The 15,803-nt window shown below is 58.6% G+C and carries 15 protein-coding genes; 8 read left to right on the top strand and 7 right to left on the bottom strand.

The genetic code is table 11. The annotated features are described in order from the left end of the window. The first annotated feature begins 127 nt into the window (after positions 1 to 127). The gene (locus RYA97_RS10855) at positions 128 to 559 is read left to right on the top strand and encodes a VirK family protein (protein WP_005746443.1); all 432 of its coding nucleotides are present in this window, start codon (positions 128 to 130) and stop codon (positions 557 to 559) included. 321 nt (positions 560 to 880) lie between these two features. Here the strand turns inward: RYA97_RS10855 and RYA97_RS10850 are convergent, their stop codons facing one another. Then, positions 881 to 1,333, bottom strand: a complete 453-nt coding sequence (locus RYA97_RS10850) for a DUF3237 family protein (RefSeq protein ID WP_058402371.1) — start codon at positions 1,331 to 1,333, stop codon at positions 881 to 883. Between the two features lie 401 nt (positions 1,334 to 1,734). Between RYA97_RS10850 and RYA97_RS10845 the strand changes: the two genes are divergently transcribed. After that, a complete protein-coding gene (locus RYA97_RS10845) occupies positions 1,735 to 2,502 on the top strand; it encodes a C1 family peptidase (protein ID WP_002553372.1) in 768 nt (255 codons plus the stop codon). A 5-nt stretch (positions 2,503 to 2,507) separates the two neighbouring features. On the opposite strand, the gene RYA97_RS10840 is transcribed toward RYA97_RS10845, so the two are convergent. Then, on the bottom strand, positions 2,508 to 3,707 hold the full coding sequence (locus tag RYA97_RS10840; RefSeq protein ID WP_316892257.1) for a XylR family transcriptional regulator: 1,200 nt from the start codon (positions 3,705 to 3,707) through the stop codon (positions 2,508 to 2,510). Positions 3,708 to 3,889: 182 nt separating this feature from the next. Here RYA97_RS10840 and xylA point away from each other — a divergent pair, with 182 nt between their 5' ends. The 6 genes from xylA to RYA97_RS10810 all read left to right on the top strand — a co-directional run bounded on the left by xylA (position 3,890) and on the right by RYA97_RS10810 (position 10,953). After that, entirely contained in the window at positions 3,890 to 5,206 is a 1,317-nt protein-coding gene (gene xylA / locus RYA97_RS10835) for a xylose isomerase (protein WP_005746438.1), read from the top strand. Between the two features lie 139 nt (positions 5,207 to 5,345). Beyond that, entirely contained in the window at positions 5,346 to 6,347 is a 1,002-nt protein-coding gene (gene xylF / locus RYA97_RS10830) for a D-xylose ABC transporter substrate-binding protein (RefSeq protein ID WP_316892255.1), read from the top strand. A 93-nt stretch (positions 6,348 to 6,440) separates the two neighbouring features. Beyond that, a complete protein-coding gene (gene xylG / locus RYA97_RS10825) occupies positions 6,441 to 7,997 on the top strand; it encodes a D-xylose ABC transporter ATP-binding protein (protein ID WP_005777020.1) in 1,557 nt (518 codons plus the stop codon). Beyond that, on the top strand, positions 7,998 to 9,134 hold the full coding sequence (locus RYA97_RS10820) for a sugar ABC transporter permease (protein WP_004667661.1): 1,137 nt from the start codon (positions 7,998 to 8,000) through the stop codon (positions 9,132 to 9,134). Between the two features lie 143 nt (positions 9,135 to 9,277). Continuing rightward, the gene (locus RYA97_RS10815) at positions 9,278 to 9,670 is read left to right on the top strand and encodes a CesT family type III secretion system chaperone (RefSeq protein WP_225231678.1); all 393 of its coding nucleotides are present in this window, start codon (positions 9,278 to 9,280) and stop codon (positions 9,668 to 9,670) included. Positions 9,671 to 9,813: 143 nt separating this feature from the next. After that, complete coding sequence (locus RYA97_RS10810) at positions 9,814 to 10,953, top strand: type III effector (RefSeq protein WP_234696685.1); 1,140 nt, start codon at positions 9,814 to 9,816, stop codon at positions 10,951 to 10,953. 45 nt (positions 10,954 to 10,998) lie between these two features. Here RYA97_RS10810 and RYA97_RS10805 read toward each other — a convergent pair whose 3' ends face one another. The 5 genes from RYA97_RS10805 to RYA97_RS10785 are packed head-to-tail and all read right to left on the bottom strand — an operon-like array spanning position 10,999 to position 15,790. Continuing rightward, positions 10,999 to 11,433: a RidA family protein gene (locus RYA97_RS10805; protein WP_005733123.1), complete on the bottom strand. Its 435-nt coding sequence runs from the start codon at positions 11,431 to 11,433 to the stop codon at positions 10,999 to 11,001. 40 nt (positions 11,434 to 11,473) lie between these two features. Beyond that, positions 11,474 to 13,057 carry a flavin monoamine oxidase family protein gene (locus RYA97_RS10800; RefSeq protein ID WP_005746432.1) on the bottom strand — a complete coding sequence of 528 codons (1,584 nt, stop codon included), beginning with the start codon at positions 13,055 to 13,057 and terminating at the stop codon, positions 11,474 to 11,476. Between the two features lie 22 nt (positions 13,058 to 13,079). Continuing rightward, positions 13,080 to 14,009 carry an ABC transporter substrate-binding protein gene (locus RYA97_RS10795; RefSeq protein WP_005733125.1) on the bottom strand — a complete coding sequence of 310 codons (930 nt, stop codon included), beginning with the start codon at positions 14,007 to 14,009 and terminating at the stop codon, positions 13,080 to 13,082. Between the two features lie 28 nt (positions 14,010 to 14,037). Then, the gene (locus RYA97_RS10790) at positions 14,038 to 14,823 is read right to left on the bottom strand and encodes an amino acid ABC transporter ATP-binding protein (protein WP_004665212.1); all 786 of its coding nucleotides are present in this window, start codon (positions 14,821 to 14,823) and stop codon (positions 14,038 to 14,040) included. Then, positions 14,816 to 15,790: an amino acid ABC transporter permease gene (locus RYA97_RS10785; RefSeq protein WP_002553360.1), complete on the bottom strand. Its 975-nt coding sequence runs from the start codon at positions 15,788 to 15,790 to the stop codon at positions 14,816 to 14,818. Before RYA97_RS10785 ends, RYA97_RS10790 begins: the two co-directional genes overlap by 8 nt. Positions 15,791 to 15,803 lie beyond the last annotated feature (13 nt).

Here is a 15,803-nt window from a genome sequence, read left to right as displayed (position 1 = left end):
TCGAATCAGAGCCGTGCCACTGCTATTCAGGGCCCACTTCAAGGAAACCTTATGGTAGGTTTCGCGACGCTCGATAACCACGAGATGACGGTCTTTTCAACCTTCAGACTGACTTACTGGAGTTGCCATGAAACATTATTACGCTGCCGCATTACTTGCCCTTGCACTACCCGGTGCTGCTCACGCTGGCGACGCGCTGGTCAGCTACCCCGCTATCATCCAGGCGTTGAACACCGGAGAGTCGGTCGCTGTGGCGATTGATCTTGGGCAATGCAAGTCTTCGGTCGCGGGTGCCGAGCCGTCCAAAACCAAAGGCGGCAAACGCATCGATGCCTACCGCATCACTCCCGACGGCACCCTCGCGTTCTCGGACAGCCACTTCACCCTCGATCGCGATAACAAGCCCATCGAGCAGTTCATTCGCTACCAGATACGCTCTAATGGCAGTGCCGTATTCAGCATGACGACGCTGAGTGTTCCCGGCTACCAGCAGGTCGGCAATCCGGTGAGTTATGAATGCGCGATCGGCAAAGGACTAAGCTTTTTTGCCAGCCAGTAACGGTCACGCCACAACCAAATGAACCAGACATATATCCGGCGTGGGCGACAGACCGTCCTCACGCCCTTGAAAGTAACGCTTGAATTGCTTATTGGTGGACAATTTCGAGCACTTCAAAGCCGACTGATAAACTGAGAATGGTTGAACCCAGCCTGCACGCAAGCCGCCTTGTCAGACTGACCAGTCTCTGGTTATATACATAACCAGCAAAAATGATTTAAACGCCATTACTCCGACCCGCCAAGTGTCAGCGACAAGGTTTATACCTTGATAACACACTTGACACTTGCTTTCACACCCACGCGCTTCTTTGAAGGCTCTCTATATCTCGTTAACCTGATAAATACTGACACGCAGGCGGTCATCCCCGGCTTTTATATTTAATCTGCCGACGTACAGGTTTCTCTGCAGGTAATCATGAGCGCCGGAAGGAACGCTGAACTGTTTGCTGCATGTGCACCGACAGCGCGATTCGGCGAATGGCGCGCGGTCCGTTTCATCGAAGGCCACGAGCCCTTCTCCGACGACATCTATCTTTGTTCCGTCGTCAGTCAGCAAGGTGTAGTACAGGCTGAATCGTGCAAGGCTGTCATCCTGGGGCACGAGAAAAAGGCTACCTCCCGGAAGAACCTGCCCCTGCAATCGATCGCCGTTAAATTCTCCTCCCAGTATCTCACCGCTGCTGCGTTGCCCTCGTTGAGGGTTACAAAGCGCTTGCGGCTTATCGATACGCAGGTGAGCAGCCAGTATTTCATGCAGTTGCATCGTCTCCATCCCTCTACCCCTCATCTTGCATGCGGTGGCTCGCGCCTGCCCATAACTGTACCGAGGTGTATCTTTTAGCCCGGACATCGCATGCTGTCAATTTAAATGTACCAGATGGTACGCTTATGAGGCTTAGGATAAGCGTCTGTAAAGCAGTATCGTTTTGCCACTTTCGATAAATCTCTGTGGCTCGCACCCAGCGCAGAAAAAAGCGGAAATTCTATTCCGCAAGTTCATTTAAAAATTGATTCACATGGCCTATTACTCAACTAACAGTACTGGCCAAATTAGCCCACTCGGCCAACTCATAGCTCACTACTTACTAAATGAAGTTTAATCCGCGCCTGCCAAAAACCTGTTTACATGAGGACTGTCAACTTTTCCGACAGTGTCTTACAAGGAGATACGAAATGACCTATACCGTGAAACAGTATGGATGGATTCGCGATCTGCCTGATCATCGCGATCATCTTTATGCGGCCCCCACAACGGCGCTGGCGGCGCTCCCACACATGGTTGATCTGCGCCCCCATTGCCCGCCCGTATACGACCAGGGCCAACTGGGCAGTTGTACCGCGAACGGTATTGCCGGAGCGATTCAGTTTGATCGCATGAAGCAAAAGCTGACGCCAGCATTCGAGCCCTCGCGGTTGTTTATCTACTACAACGAACGGGTCATTGAGCATACCGTCGATTCGGACAGCGGCGCGATGATCCGCCACGGAATCAAAAGTGTAGCGGAGCAAGGTGATTGCCCTGAAAAAGAGTGGCCTTATGACATTGAAAAGTTCGCTGTCAAACCTCCGGCTGCCTGCTACAAGGACGCTAGAAAATACAAAGCAGTGTCTTACCAGAAGGTTGCGCAAAACCTCAACCAGATGAAAGGCTGCCTGGCGGCAGGCTATCCATTTGTCATTGGTTTTTCCGTCTACGAGAGCTTTGAAAGCAAGAAAGTCGCCCAGACCGGGCATGCCCCGATGCCGGGCCCTCACGAAAAAATGCTCGGAGGGCACTGCGTGTTGGCAGTGGGCTACAACGATGCCCACCAGCATTTCATCCTGCGCAACTCATGGGGCACTGGCTGGGGCATGGAAGGCTACTTCACCCTGCCCTACAGCTATCTGCTGGATGAAAATCTGTCCACCGACTTCTGGACGATAAGGGTCGTGGCTGCCTGACCTTCTCAGGCACCTGGGCATTGCACTGCCGCATTGACACCTTGCAGGTACTCTCGCGGCGTGCAACCAAATTCCCGGCGAAAGACCGTATGCAGGTATTGCGCCGACCGGAAACCACAATCGCGTGCGATGTCGGCAATTGCGCAGTCAGTGTTTTGCAGCCCGTGTGCGGCAGCGGCCAGTTTGAAACGCAGGATCTCGTCATGCACGCTACAGCCCCGCACCCGGCGAAAATGCGCTTCCAGCGACGAGCGCGAAACACCCACGTACGCGGCTACCTGTGCGGTCTTGATGCCTTGGCACGCGTACTGCCGGATAAACAGCAACGCCTGCATGACATACGGGTCCCCCAACGGTTGGTGCAGACTCGAAGCCTGTACGTTGACAGCGTCCGGCGGTATCAGAATGTGGGTGCCGGAAGACGGCATGCCATGCAACATCTGGTGCAGCAGGCGCGCGGCGGTTCGGCCCATTGTGTCGGTGCCTTGAACCACCGAGCTCAGCGGTACACGCGTGAGGGTTCTGGTCAACGGATCGTTGTCGATGCCGATCAGCGCCACTTGTTCAGGCACGGCAATTCCGGCAGTCAGGCAGGCCTGCAACAACTGACGGGCGCGGGCATCTGTCACGGCAATGATGCCGATAGGCTTGGGCAGGCTTTGCAGCCAGGCAATCTGCTGTTCCACAGCGCTGTCCCAGAGCGGTGCACTGGTGCCCAGGCCGCGATAAACCTCGGCGTGCAGGCCATCGCGCTGCAGCAGTCGACGAAAGGCCTGCTCGCGCTCCTGCGCCCAGCGATTGGCCTGAGCCTCAGGCAGACTGAAGCAGGCAAAGCGGGTCAGCCCAGCCACTATCAAATGCTCGTAGGCGGCCTTGATCAAGGCGTGGTTGTCGGTCGCGACATAGGGAATGCCCTTCGGGTAGGCGCGCTCATCCTGGTAGGAACCGCCTACCGCCACCACCGGCAGCCTGATGCCAGCCAACGCCTCGCCAATCAGCGGGTCGTCGAAGTCGGCAATGATCCCGTCACCCTGCCAACGCTCGATGCCTTTCAGGCGACAGAGAAAATCTTCCTCCAGAAACAGATCCCAGGACACCCGGGTACTGCTTAGGTAGTTGCCGATGCCGCTGATGATGCCGCGGTCATAGATCTTGCTGCCGTTGAACAACAGTGCGATACGGTGAACGGGGGGTACGGTTTTCATTATTTTTATGCCGGATTTTTATATCGATTCGATAAGCACTACGTCGCTCTACACAGACTAGGCCCGCAAAGGACCAATCTCAATACTCAAAATCGCACTGCGCGTTGACGATTTTCATAATCAGCAGGCCTGGGGCCGTTGCTAGTATCGAGGCATCGCCAAGAACAATAAGGAAAACGCAGATGCCGTACTTCCCCGCCGTCGACAAGGTTCGCTACGAAGGCCCTGACAGCGACTCGCCCCTTGCCTTTCGTCACTACGATGCCGACAAACTGATTCTCGGCAAACCCATGCGCGAGCATTTGCGCATGGCGGCCTGCTACTGGCACACGTTCGTCTGGCCGGGCGCCGACATGTTTGGTGTCGGCACTTTCAAGCGTCCATGGCAAGGTTCCGGGGACCCGCTGGAGCTGGCTATCGGCAAGGCTGAAGCAGCTTTCGAGTTTTTCTCCAAACTCGGCATCGACTACTACAGCTTCCATGACACCGACGTGGCACCGGAAGGCAGCTCGCTCAGGGAGTATCGCAACAACTTCGCGCAGATGATTGATCAGCTGGAACGTCATCAGGAGCAAACCGGGATCAAGCTGCTGTGGGGCACCGCTAACTGTTTCAGCAACCCGCGCTTTGCCGCAGGGGCCGCCAGCAATCCGGACCCTGAAGTATTTGCCTACGCCGCGACTCAGGTGTTCAGTGCCATGAACGCCACCCAGCGACTCAAAGGGGCCAACTACGTCCTGTGGGGCGGTCGTGAAGGCTACGAAACCCTGCTCAATACGGACCTCAGGCAGGAGCGCGAACAGTTGGGCCGCTTCATGCGTATGGTGGTCGAGCACAAACACAAGATTGGCTTCAAAGGCGACTTGCTGATCGAGCCCAAGCCGCAGGAGCCCACCAAGCATCAGTACGATTATGACAGCGCCACGGTATTCGGTTTTCTGCAGCAGTACGGTCTGGAAAAAGAGATCAAGGTCAACATCGAAGCCAACCACGCGACCCTGGCCGGACACAGCTTCCACCACGAAATTGCCACAGCAGTCTCGCTGGGGATCTTTGGCAGCATCGATGCCAACCGCGGCGACCCGCAGAACGGCTGGGACACTGACCAGTTCCCCAACAGCGTCGAGGAGATGACCCTCGCCACCTACGAGATTCTCAAGGCCGGTGGTTTCACCAATGGCGGCTACAATTTCGATTCCAAGGTCCGTCGTCAGAGCCTCGACGAAGTCGACCTGTTCCACGGCCACGTTGCCGCCATGGATGTGCTCGCCCTGGCGCTGGAGCGCGCAGCGGCCATGGTGCAGAACGATAAGCTTCAGCAGTTCAAGGACCAGCGCTACGCAGGCTGGCAGCAGCCGTTTGGCCAATCCGTACTGAGCGGAGGTTTCAGTCTCGCTTCGCTGGCCGAGCATGCGTTCGCCAACGACCTCAACCCACAAGCCGTCAGCGGTCGGCAGGAATTGCTTGAAGGAGTGGTCAATCGTTTTATCTACTCCTGAAGCAAGGCTGAACGGACGCCGCAGTGACATTCTCACGACAAATCTGTGCCCGCGGCGTCCGACAGCGTTTTACAGTTGCACCGGCATTACGCTGCACATCATGAAGTGTCTTTCGAACAACAATAAAAGGACGCACCCTATGAACACCCTGAAACGCACGCTGCTTGCCAGCGCTCTGGCCTTGCTGTCCCTGCCGGTCATGGCCGACTCCGCCCACCCGAAAATCGGTTTTTCCATTGATGACCTGCGTCTGGAACGCTGGTCACGCGACCGTGATTACTTCGTTGCGGCAGCGGAGAAACTGGACGCCAAGGTCTACGTACAGTCGGCGGATGCCAACGAGCAGAAACAGATATCGCAGATCGAAAACCTCATCTCTCGCGGCGTCGATGTGCTTGTCATCGTGCCGTTCAACGCCACCGTGCTGACCAACGCCGTTGCCGAAGCCAAGAAGGCCGGGATCAAAGTGGTGTCTTATGACCGACTGATCCTCAACGCCGACATCGATGCTTACATCTCCTTCGATAACGAAAAGGTCGGCGAAATGCAGGCCGGCGGCGTACTGAAAGCAGCGCCCAAGGGCAACTACTTTTTGCTAGGCGGAGCCCCCACTGACAACAACGCCAAGATTTTGCGCGAAGGTCAGCTGAAGGTGCTGCAGCCAGCCATCGACAAGGGCGATATCAAAATCGTCGGCCAACAGTGGGTGAAGGAATGGAACCCCACTGAAGCCCTGAGCATTGTTGAAAATGCCCTGACCCGAAATAACAACAAGATAGATGGCATCGTTGCTTCCAACGACGCCACCGCCGGGGGCGCGATTCAGGCGCTGGCCGCACAGAAACTGGCCGGCAAAGTGCCTATCTCGGGGCAGGATGCGGACCTGGCGGCGGTCAAGCGGGTCATTGATGGCACCCAGACCATGACCGTCTACAAGCCGCTGAAGCTGATTGCCAGCGAAGCCGCCAAACTGTCGGTGCAACTGGTGCGCAACGAGAAGCCTGCCTTTACCGCGCAGTACGACAATGGCAGCAAGAAAGTCGACACCATCCTGCTGACCCCGACACCGTTGACCAAGGACAACATCGACCTGCTGGAGAAAGACGGGTTCTACACCAAGGCGCAGATGGGCGGCCAGTGAGCTATCGATAATCAGTCGATAGAAAGCCTGGGCCTGTGCAGAACGGCTGCGCAGGCTCAGGCACGCCCTTGGATCCCCGTGTGAGCCTGTGCCATGTCCGACTATCTGTTGCAAATGAACGGCATCGTCAAAACCTTTGACGGCGTCAAAGCCCTGAACGGCATTGACATAAAGGTCCGGCCCGGTGAATGCGTCGGCCTGTGCGGCGAAAACGGCGCGGGCAAGTCCACGCTGATGAAGGTGCTGTCAGCGGTTTACCCCTACGGCACCTGGGACGGCGAGATCCTCTGGGATGGTAACCCCCTCAAGGCGCAGTCAATCAGCGAAACGGAAGCAGCCGGTATCGTCATCATTCATCAGGAACTCACGCTGGTGCCTGACCTGTCGGTGGCCGAAAACATCTTCATGGGTCATGAACTGACGCTCCCGGGTGGGCGCATGAACTACCCGGCCATGATCCATCGCGCCGAAGTGTTGATGCGTGAGCTCAAAGTGCCAGACATGAACGTGGCACTGCCGGTTTCCCAGTACGGCGGCGGTTACCAGCAACTGGTGGAAATCGCCAAGGCACTGAACAAGAAAGCTCGTCTGTTGATCCTCGACGAGCCGTCCTCTGCCCTGACCCGCTCGGAAATCGAGGTGCTGCTGGACATCATTCGTGATCTGAAAGCCAAGGGCGTGGCGTGCGTGTACATTTCGCACAAACTCGATGAAGTGGCGGCCGTGTGCGACACCATTTCGGTGATCCGCGATGGTAAGCACATCGCCACCACCGCCATGTCGGGCATGGACATCCCGAAGATCATCACCCAGATGGTCGGTCGCGAAATGAGCAACCTTTACCCCACCGAACCCCATGAGATCGGCGAGGTGATTTTCGAGGCGCGAAACATTACCTGTTACGACGTCGATAACCCCGGACGCAAACGGGTCGACGACATTTCGTTTGCTCTCAAGCGCGGGGAAATTCTCGGCATTGCCGGGCTGGTAGGCGCGGGTCGCACCGAACTGGTGTCCGCTCTGTTCGGTGCCTACCCGGGCCGATATACCGGTGAAGTGTGGCTGGACGGCCAACCTGTCGACACGCGCACGCCGCTCAAATCAATCCGCGCCGGCCTGTGCATGGTCCCGGAAGACCGTAAGCGTCAGGGCATTATTCCGGACCTGGGCGTTGGTCAGAACATCACCCTCGCGGTTCTCGATACCTACTCGAAAATGACCCGCATCGATGCCGAAGCCGAGCTGGGCAGCATCGACCGGGAAATCTCGCGCATGCACCTCAAGACGTCCAGCCCGTTCCTGCCGATCACCAGCCTGTCCGGTGGCAACCAGCAGAAAGCCGTGCTGGCGAAGATGCTGCTGACCCGCCCGCGCGTTCTGATTCTCGACGAACCGACCCGCGGCGTCGATGTGGGTGCCAAGTACGAGATTTACAAGCTGATGGGCGCGCTGGCGGCCGAAGGTGTGTCAATCATCATGGTCTCTTCGGAGCTGGCCGAAGTACTGGGAGTCTCCGACCGTGTGCTGGTGATTGGCGAAGGCCAGTTGCGCGGCGACTTCATCAACCATGAACTCACTCAGGAGCAGGTGCTCGCCGCTGCGCTCAGCCACCCCGATGCCCCTGACAATAATGCCCGGAAGACCGCATAGATGAACCAGGTCAAACAGTTCTTCACCCGCTACAAAATGCTTGCGCTGGTGATTGCCATCGCAGTGATCTGGCTGTTCTTCAGTTGGCAGACCGATGGAGGGTTTCTGACCCCGCGCAACCTTTCCAACCTGCTGCGGCAGATGTCCATCACCGGCATTCTGGCTTGCGGCATGGTATTGGTGATCATCAGTGGCGAGATCGACCTGTCGGTGGGGTCATTGCTGGGCCTGCTCGGGGGGCTGGCGGCGATTCTGGATGTGGTTTACCACGTGCCGCTGCTGGCAAACCTGAGCGTGGTTGCGCTATGTGGGCTGATGATTGGCCTGGCCAACGGCTACATGACGGCCTACCTGCGCATTCCCTCCTTCATTGTCGGGCTGGGCGGTATGCTGGCCTTTCGCGGCATTCTTCTGGGGATTACCGGCGGCACGACCATCGCCCCGGTATCGCCTTCGCTGGTCTACGTCGGCCAGGGATATTTGCCGCACTCTGTCGGTACAGCGCTTGGCGTACTATTGCTGGCCCTGACGCTGTTCCTGACCTGGAAACAACGGCGCAACAGAGCCCTGCACGGGCTGGCGGCACATTCGATGATCCGTGATGTGTTACGCGTAGTATTGATCGGCGCTGTGTTGGGCGGGTTTGTCTATGTGCTCAACAGCTACGACGGAATCCCCGTTCCGGTATTGCTGTTGCTGGTCCTGCTCGGTGTGTTCAGTTATGTCACCAGCCAGACGGTTTTCGGACGGCGCGTCTATGCGGTGGGCAGCAACATGGAAGCCACGCGGTTATCCGGCATCAACGTACAGGCCGTAAAACTGTGGATCTTCGGCATCATGGGCGTCATGTGTGCCTTCGCCGGGCTGGTCAATACCGCACGCCTTGCTGCAGGCTCGCCCTCGGCCGGCAACATGGGCGAACTGGACGCCATTGCCGCCTGCTTTATCGGCGGCACCTCCATGCGCGGTGGCTCGGGCACTGTCTACGGTGCCCTGCTTGGCGCGCTGGTCATCACCAGTCTCGATAACGGCATGTCCATGCTCGACGTCGACAGTTACTGGCAGATGATCGTCAAGGGCGGCATCCTCGTGCTGGCGGTGTGGGTGGACGTGAGCACACGGGCCGGACGGCGGTGATTCGCAGAAGTCAGAGGTTGTGCTGAACACTTTATTCTGGAGTTTCCGGTCTCGACAGGTCCCACAGGTTAATCGAGATACCGGGAACCACAGCGTGCGTTCCGGCCGCTCACCGTCGATATGGTTTTCTACGGATACTGGCAATGAACTCATCCTCCACTCTACAAAAGCTGCTTGATAGGCGTGGTCAGGCGGCCAACGGAAATTCTGCGACACAGGCCGTACAGTGGCAGGAAGGAATGAACCTCACGCTGCATGTAAACGGCGATAGCCTCACGATGTTGGCAGAGACCATCGATCTGCGTGCCGACCCTCAGGACGACATCCTCTTGCGCAAGCTGCTTGCCCATGCTTTTCCGGGCCTGCGGCTACGACGCGGCGCGTTGACCATCAACCCGGGCGAGAACACGTTGGTGTATTCCTACGAGCATGACTTTCTCGCACTGGACAAGACCCGATTCGAAAATCTGCTGGCTAACTTTGCCGAAACAACGCAGGAGTTGCGTAACACCGCGCAGCGCCTGCGTTACCGCTGAGGACAGAGCCCATGTTGAACAAGCCGACGTTGAACGAGATTTCCCCTACCGCACAAGCCGCTGCTTCCCATGCCGTCGAGGGCCCCACAAGCCCCACGCCAATGCGACTGGATGCAGCGCAAGGTCAGCGATCACTGCCACCGATGGACGCGCCATCGTCGCTACGCCTACGAGCGTCCGGCACATCGTCAGGTGGAGAACCGCAGGCGGCTCAGGAAAACTCAGGCAGCGCGGCTGCAGACAACAATGGAGCCGCACGCGCTCGGCGAGAGCCGGGGATTGATCCAGTCAGGCTTTTTGTGAAACTGATGGTAGGAACCCTTGCGCTCTCGACAGGATGTCGATTGACAAGGCATCCGGATGATTTTGCAAAAGATCCTGGAGGCAGTATATGGGCGGCCATGAGTTTAAAGCATCGCTCTTCTCAGAACGATCTGGATCAGGGAAACAGAACGGTTCTGGAGCGTTACGGCGCCTACATTCCCAAAGACAGTAACTGTTTCAAAGCAAAGGCAGACGTCACTCACGACATTCCCCCTGGCGTCGCAGGTCAGTGGAACGTTAAAACCCGTCAGGTGAAGCTGAACCCCAACATTGCGCTTGAAAGTCACCCGGCCGAGGTCGCAGGGCACGAGTTCATACACTGTTACACCCACCCGGAGTTCAGGGGTCGTCACATTGATCATCGGCACTGGAAAGCCTTGAACGAAGGCCTGACCACTCATCTGACGGAAAAACTACCCACGCCGAAACGCCTCTTGCCTATCCCTCTGGCCAAAGACCCCTATCACGGTTTCAAACTGGCCACAGGAGACTCATGGCCCGCTGCGGCGAAACGTATTGAAGGTGCTGTCGGCGAAGATACGCTGCTGAAAGCGTTCTTCGGCGGCGACGATGACGCCATCAGTGAAGTCGCCAAAGCCGCTGCCCAGATCTATCCCCGGCTTGCGTCAAGCCGCACCGAGCAGGAGTTGTACAGAGCCGGAATGATGCGCGGCTCGCAGCAATTGGCTGAGTGTTATGCCGGTGCCTTGCTCGCCAGCGGCCAGCCTTTGCCCGAGAGCTGGTCACGCAATATGCTCCCGGTGTTCAGTTTCTCGGACATGCAACCCGAGCAGGCGAAAAAGGCGCAATTGCAAGCAGAGCAGAGCCAGGAGCGAATGGGCATCATATTTGATGCGGCATTTTTCTCACCAGACCTGAAGACCCAACGACAGGCATTGGGCATGCTGCGCGAAGATCTACTGATGCACTGGGAAAACGTTGTGCCCGATAAAGGCTGATCCATCGAAGCCCTCGCTTTAAAGGCTACCGGGAAGGAAAGGTGCTCAAGCCTGCCTGGCCGCTACCGCTTCCACTTCGATCAGCGCACCGGGCAACGGCAGCGCCACTACCTGCAAAGCGGTGCGCGCGGGTTTCAAGGGTTGCTCGGGGGTGCCGAAAAACTGCGTGTAACCGGCCTGCAGGCCTGCAAAGTCAAGCTTGCCGCCGGTTTCCTCGGCCCCCACCAGAAACACCCGCAACTGCACGATATCGCCCAGATCAAGGTCCTGTTGCCGGAGGATATTGCGCAGTTTGTTGAACACCGAAACGCTCTGCACTTCAGTGTTGCCATAGGCGGCAGGCGTACCCGCCGGAGCGTGTGGGTCGGCAAGGTCGGGCAAAGTGCCGCTGATGAACACCAGGCTGGCCGAGGCAGGCACGGTCACGGTTTGCGAGATTGGAAAATCGCCGACGCTGGTACGTTGAATGCTGTCGCTCATGGTGTCACTCCTCAATGGATGTTGATGCTGCAATAAAGGCTCAGGACGCCGTGAGGGCCGCCGTCTGTCGTTGCTGGATGACCCGCTCGGCCAGTTGCCCGACCACATGGCGCGCCGAATTGGCGGCTGATTCCTGCCAGATACCCACGCCGCTCTGCACCAGCCCGTCGCCAGCGAAGTAAACCCGGCCATGAGGTTCATCCAGCAAGGCGCTGGCGTCGGCCGGGAAATGTTCGCGTTGCAGCCACGGGCCTTCGCTGTAAGGAATCTGCTCCCAGGACACGGCCAACGGGTTACGCAAGTGATGCGAGTAACCGGGATGCAGCAGTTCGACCGCCTCTCTGGAGGCTGCGTATTGCGCCTCGAACGGTTTCGCGCCGAACACGTCGGCACCCTCCCCGGTCACGTAACCGGCGACGAGCAGGCCATCGCGGGTGTTCAAGTCATTGCTCGGGTACCACAGCAGGCGCGCCGGATGGTCGATCCAGGACAACCCGCCATAGGTGCGGTAATCGGTTTCCCAGAAGCGCGGGGATTGCCACGCCACCTTGGTCGCCTGATCGTTGCGGGTGCTCAGCAAAGCGGCCTTTACCGGATTACTGAAGTCGGTATCCAGCCTGGCCAGCAACGGCAACGGCAGGGTCGACACCAGATAATCGGCGCGTACTACCTGTTCGCGGCCGCTGTGTCTGTCGTGATAGGTGACCGCCACACCGTCTTCCAGTTGACGAATCTGGCGCACCTGCGCGCCCAGTTGCACCTGTTCAGTGAGGCGCTGGTAAAAGGCGTCGGTGATGCGGTCCATACCGCCGACCGGCTGAAACATGGTCGCCGAGAACTCGGGAAACTCAGTGTGCAGCAGCGCGCCCCACAGCTCGGGATGCAGCAGGCGCTCCAGCCCTACCGGCTGAGCACTGGTCGGCAATGCCCCCGGATGCGAGAGCGACTCCTGATGTCCAGAACGCAGGCTGCCCTCATAAGCCAGTTCCTGCGAGAGGTCGCCATACACCTGCAAAAACGCCAACAGGCGCTGACGCTCTTCGCCGCTCAACACATCGTCCAGAGCATCGCGCTGCACCGCCGTGGCCAGTAGACCCGAGAGGTGGCCGCGGGCGTCGTTGATAGCCTGGCCGACAGTGAACGCGGGCTGTTGCAGGTCCGGGCGGACCTGAGCGCCATGGCTGCTGTTGACCAGCACTTCAAGCGGCACCCCCAGCTCGCTGCAATAGTCGAGCAGCGTGCGGTGCTGGCTGGGAATCCGCGCTGGCCCGGCATTGAAATACAGCCCGGGATCAAAGCCCACGGTCTGCGTGCGACCGTCCTTGTAGTCCACCTGATCGCCGCTGCGCAACGTCCAGTTGCGGCCGCCCACTCGATCACGGGCCTCCAGCACTTGCACAGTAAACCCTGCCCGCGTCAATTCCAGCGCAGTCACCAGCCCGGCGATTCCGGCACCCAGCACCAGTACGCGAGTGCCCTGCCCCAGCCCGTTTCCGAGTTTCAGAGGTTTTGGCCGCCGGTGTGATGAAGGCCCCAGCCCCAGTACCGCAAGCGCGTCCTTGACGGCTTTTTCGCCACCTACCGCAGCAATGCTGGAAAGTGCTTCACGTCGTGTCAGTCCCATATCATTTGCTCCCTTGAAGTCCTCAATCCGGTAAGCCGGGCGGGTTGATCAGCGACTTGTCGACGCGCTCCACATCCAGGCCCCAGCGCTGCAACACTTGCTCGTACTGCCCGCCGGCAATCGCGCCTTCAAGGGCGGTATGAATCGGTTTGACCAGACCGTTGTCCTTGCGCGTGGTCACTGCGATATCAGCCTGCAATGGCCAGCCGCCGTTAACCGTGCCGACCCGCTTGATGCCTCCGGTGATGGCGGCCGAGTAGGCATACACCGAATTGGGCCCGAACAGCGCATCACTGCGCCCCGACTGAATGGCAAGCTGCGCAGCCGCCTGATCATCGAAATACTGCAACAGCGCAGGCTTGATACCAGCCTTTTCGTTAGCCTCGTTCCACGCCAACAGAACCTTTTCCTGATTGGTGCCGGAGCCGACGATGATCTTCAGCCCCGCGATGTCCGACGCCTGTTTTATCTCGCTGATTTTGCTGTTGGTCTTGACATAGAAGCCCAGGACATCCTGGCGGTAGGTGGCGAAATCGAAGCGTTTCTTGCGCGCTTCGGTCACGGTGACGTTACTGATGACTGCGTCGTATTTGCCCGAACTGACGCCCAGTGGCCAGTCCTCCCAACTGGTCTGCACCACGTTCAATTGCAGGCCCAGGCTGTCCGCCACCAGTTGCGCGGTGTCGGCCTCGCTGCCGATGGTGGTCTTGTCATCATTGGCCAGCAGCGCCAGGGGCGGCCCCGCCACACCGGAGACGGCCACGGTGAACTTGCCTGGCTGGGCAAACTTGAAGCCCGCCGGGATCTGCGCAATGGCCGCTTCGTTACGCGGTACATGAATGCGTTGTCGGTCAGGACTGAGGTCGACCGGTTGCGCGGTGGAAGCAAAAGCACTTTGCGCCACGCTGACGGCTATCGTCAGCAGGGCTACGCGGGCGGTATTCACTAGCATCAGCAATCACTCCTTGAAAGCGGGAAATTCACAGCACCTTGCCGAGAAAGGCAGCGGTGCGAGGGTGTCGGGGATGGTGGAAAACCTGTTCCGGCGGCCCTTGCTCAATCAACTGGCCATCGCACAGAAACACCACGTGATCCGCCACTTCCCGGGCAAAACCGATCTCGTGGGTCACTACCACCAGCGTGACACCCAGTTGCGTGAGCCCTTTGATGACATCCAGCACCTCGCCGACCAGCTCGGGGTCGAGGGCTGAGGTAGGTTCATCAAACAGCAGCACCTTGGGGTCCAGCGCCAACGCACGGGCAATGGCGACGCGCTGTTGCTGGCCCCCGGAAAGCTGGCGTGGGTAAGCGTCCACCTTGTCTGCCAGGCCAACCCTGGCCAGCAGTTCACCTGCTCTTGCCTGCGCCTCGGCCTTGCTCCAGCGTTTATGGGCCAACGGTGCTTCAGCAATGTTTTCCCAGGCGGTGAGGTGCGGGAACAGGTTGAAATTCTGAAACACGAAGCCGACCTCGATGCGCCGCTTGAGGATTTCACGCTCCTTGAGCTCATAGAGCAGATCACCCTTGCGCCGATAACCAACGTAGTCGCCGTCGATGGTGATGTAACCGCTGTCGATCTTTTCCAGGTGGTTGATGGTGCGCAACAGCGTGGACTTGCCCGAGCCGGACGGCCCGAGAATCACCGTGACCTTGCCCGGTTCAATGCTCAGGTCAATGTCCTTGAGCACCTGCTGGCTGCCAAAGCGTTTGCCCACGCCCTGGATCTGAATGCGCCCTGCGCGCACGGGTGCAGAGGCTTCACTCATGATGCTTCTCCTTCAACCAGCCGCGCACTCGCTGCAAGGGCGTGGGCGGCAAAACACGCGCCGTGCCACGAGCAAAGTGTCGCTCGACGTAGTACTGCGCGCTGGTCAACAGCGTGGTGATGATCAGGTACCAGACGGTGGCAACAATCAGCAGCGGAATCACCGCCTGGGTACGGTTGTAGATGACCTGCACGGTGTAAAACAGCTCTGGCAAGGCCAGCACGTAAACAATGGAAGTGCCTTTGACCAGGCCGATGATTTCGTTGAAGCCCGAAGGCAGGATCGAGCGCAGTGCCTGGGGCAGAATGATGCGGAAAACCCGACGCGAAGCCGGCAAGCCCAGGGCTGCGGCGGCTTCATGCTGGCCAGCATCGACACCGATCAGCCCGCCACGAATGATTTCTGCGGTATACGCCGCCTGCATCAGGCTCAAGCCCAGGACCGCCACGGTGAATTGACTGAGCACGTCGACCGTTGACCATTCGGCGAAGACCAGATCGGTAAACGGCACACCCAGTACGATGTGGTCGTACAGGTAGGCGAAGTTGTAGAGAATTATCAACACCAGCAGCGCCGGCATCGAGCGAAAAAACCAGATGTAGCCCCAGGCCAGCGCCGCCAGCAGCGGTGAGCCCGACAGGCGTGCCAGCGCCAGCGCCGTGCCGAGAATGATGCTGAACACGGTGCTGAGCAGTGTCAGTAGCAACGTCTGGGCCAGGCCGCGCAGCACTGACGGCGAGAAGAACCATTGCCCGAACACGCCCCACTCCCAGCGCGGATTGGTCGCCAGCGAATGCACGATGGCGACCAGCACCAGTGCAGCGAATATCGACCCCACCCAGCGACCGGGATGCCGGGCGGGTACTACTTGCAACGCCTTGATCGGTGGTTGTGCTACCCGGCTCTGGCGCAGCGGGTAACGGCTGGTCTCGTCGATGAAGTCATAGGGTTTGGCGACAGTGGGCATGCTTGTTCCTCGC

Origin of the sequence: Pseudomonas syringae group sp. 26L6 (genome assembly GCF_032587815.1) — a bacterium.
GTDB lineage: Bacteria > Pseudomonadota > Gammaproteobacteria > Pseudomonadales > Pseudomonadaceae > Aquipseudomonas > Aquipseudomonas amygdali.
The sequence above is the reverse complement of the archived record's forward strand: the minus strand, read 5'-3'. Positions and strand labels throughout refer to the sequence as shown.

What these genes read in the sequence shown, in the direction of transcription:
- RYA97_RS10855 (WP_005746443.1), top strand. Translation starts at nt 128, where the DNA reads ATGAAACATTATTACGCTGCCGCATTACTTGCCCTTGCACTACCCGGT.
- RYA97_RS10850 (WP_058402371.1), bottom strand. Translation starts at nt 1,333, where the DNA reads ATGGAGACGATGCAACTGCATGAAATACTGGCTGCTCACCTGCGTATC.
- RYA97_RS10845 (WP_002553372.1), top strand. Translation starts at nt 1,735, where the DNA reads ATGACCTATACCGTGAAACAGTATGGATGGATTCGCGATCTGCCTGAT.
- RYA97_RS10840 (WP_316892257.1), bottom strand. Translation starts at nt 3,707, where the DNA reads ATGAAAACCGTACCCCCCGTTCACCGTATCGCACTGTTGTTCAACGGC.
- xylA (WP_005746438.1), top strand. Translation starts at nt 3,890, where the DNA reads ATGCCGTACTTCCCCGCCGTCGACAAGGTTCGCTACGAAGGCCCTGAC.
- xylF (WP_316892255.1), top strand. Translation starts at nt 5,346, where the DNA reads ATGAACACCCTGAAACGCACGCTGCTTGCCAGCGCTCTGGCCTTGCTG.
- xylG (WP_005777020.1), top strand. Translation starts at nt 6,441, where the DNA reads ATGTCCGACTATCTGTTGCAAATGAACGGCATCGTCAAAACCTTTGAC.
- RYA97_RS10820 (WP_004667661.1), top strand. Translation starts at nt 7,998, where the DNA reads ATGAACCAGGTCAAACAGTTCTTCACCCGCTACAAAATGCTTGCGCTG.
- RYA97_RS10815 (WP_225231678.1), top strand. Translation starts at nt 9,278, where the DNA reads ATGAACTCATCCTCCACTCTACAAAAGCTGCTTGATAGGCGTGGTCAG.
- RYA97_RS10810 (WP_234696685.1), top strand. Translation starts at nt 9,814, where the DNA reads ATGGACGCGCCATCGTCGCTACGCCTACGAGCGTCCGGCACATCGTCA.
- RYA97_RS10805 (WP_005733123.1), bottom strand. Translation starts at nt 11,433, where the DNA reads ATGAGCGACAGCATTCAACGTACCAGCGTCGGCGATTTTCCAATCTCG.
- RYA97_RS10800 (WP_005746432.1), bottom strand. Translation starts at nt 13,057, where the DNA reads ATGGGACTGACACGACGTGAAGCACTTTCCAGCATTGCTGCGGTAGGT.
- RYA97_RS10795 (WP_005733125.1), bottom strand. Translation starts at nt 14,009, where the DNA reads ATGCTAGTGAATACCGCCCGCGTAGCCCTGCTGACGATAGCCGTCAGC.
- RYA97_RS10790 (WP_004665212.1), bottom strand. Translation starts at nt 14,823, where the DNA reads ATGAGTGAAGCCTCTGCACCCGTGCGCGCAGGGCGCATTCAGATCCAG.
- RYA97_RS10785 (WP_002553360.1), bottom strand. Translation starts at nt 15,790, where the DNA reads ATGCCCACTGTCGCCAAACCCTATGACTTCATCGACGAGACCAGCCGT.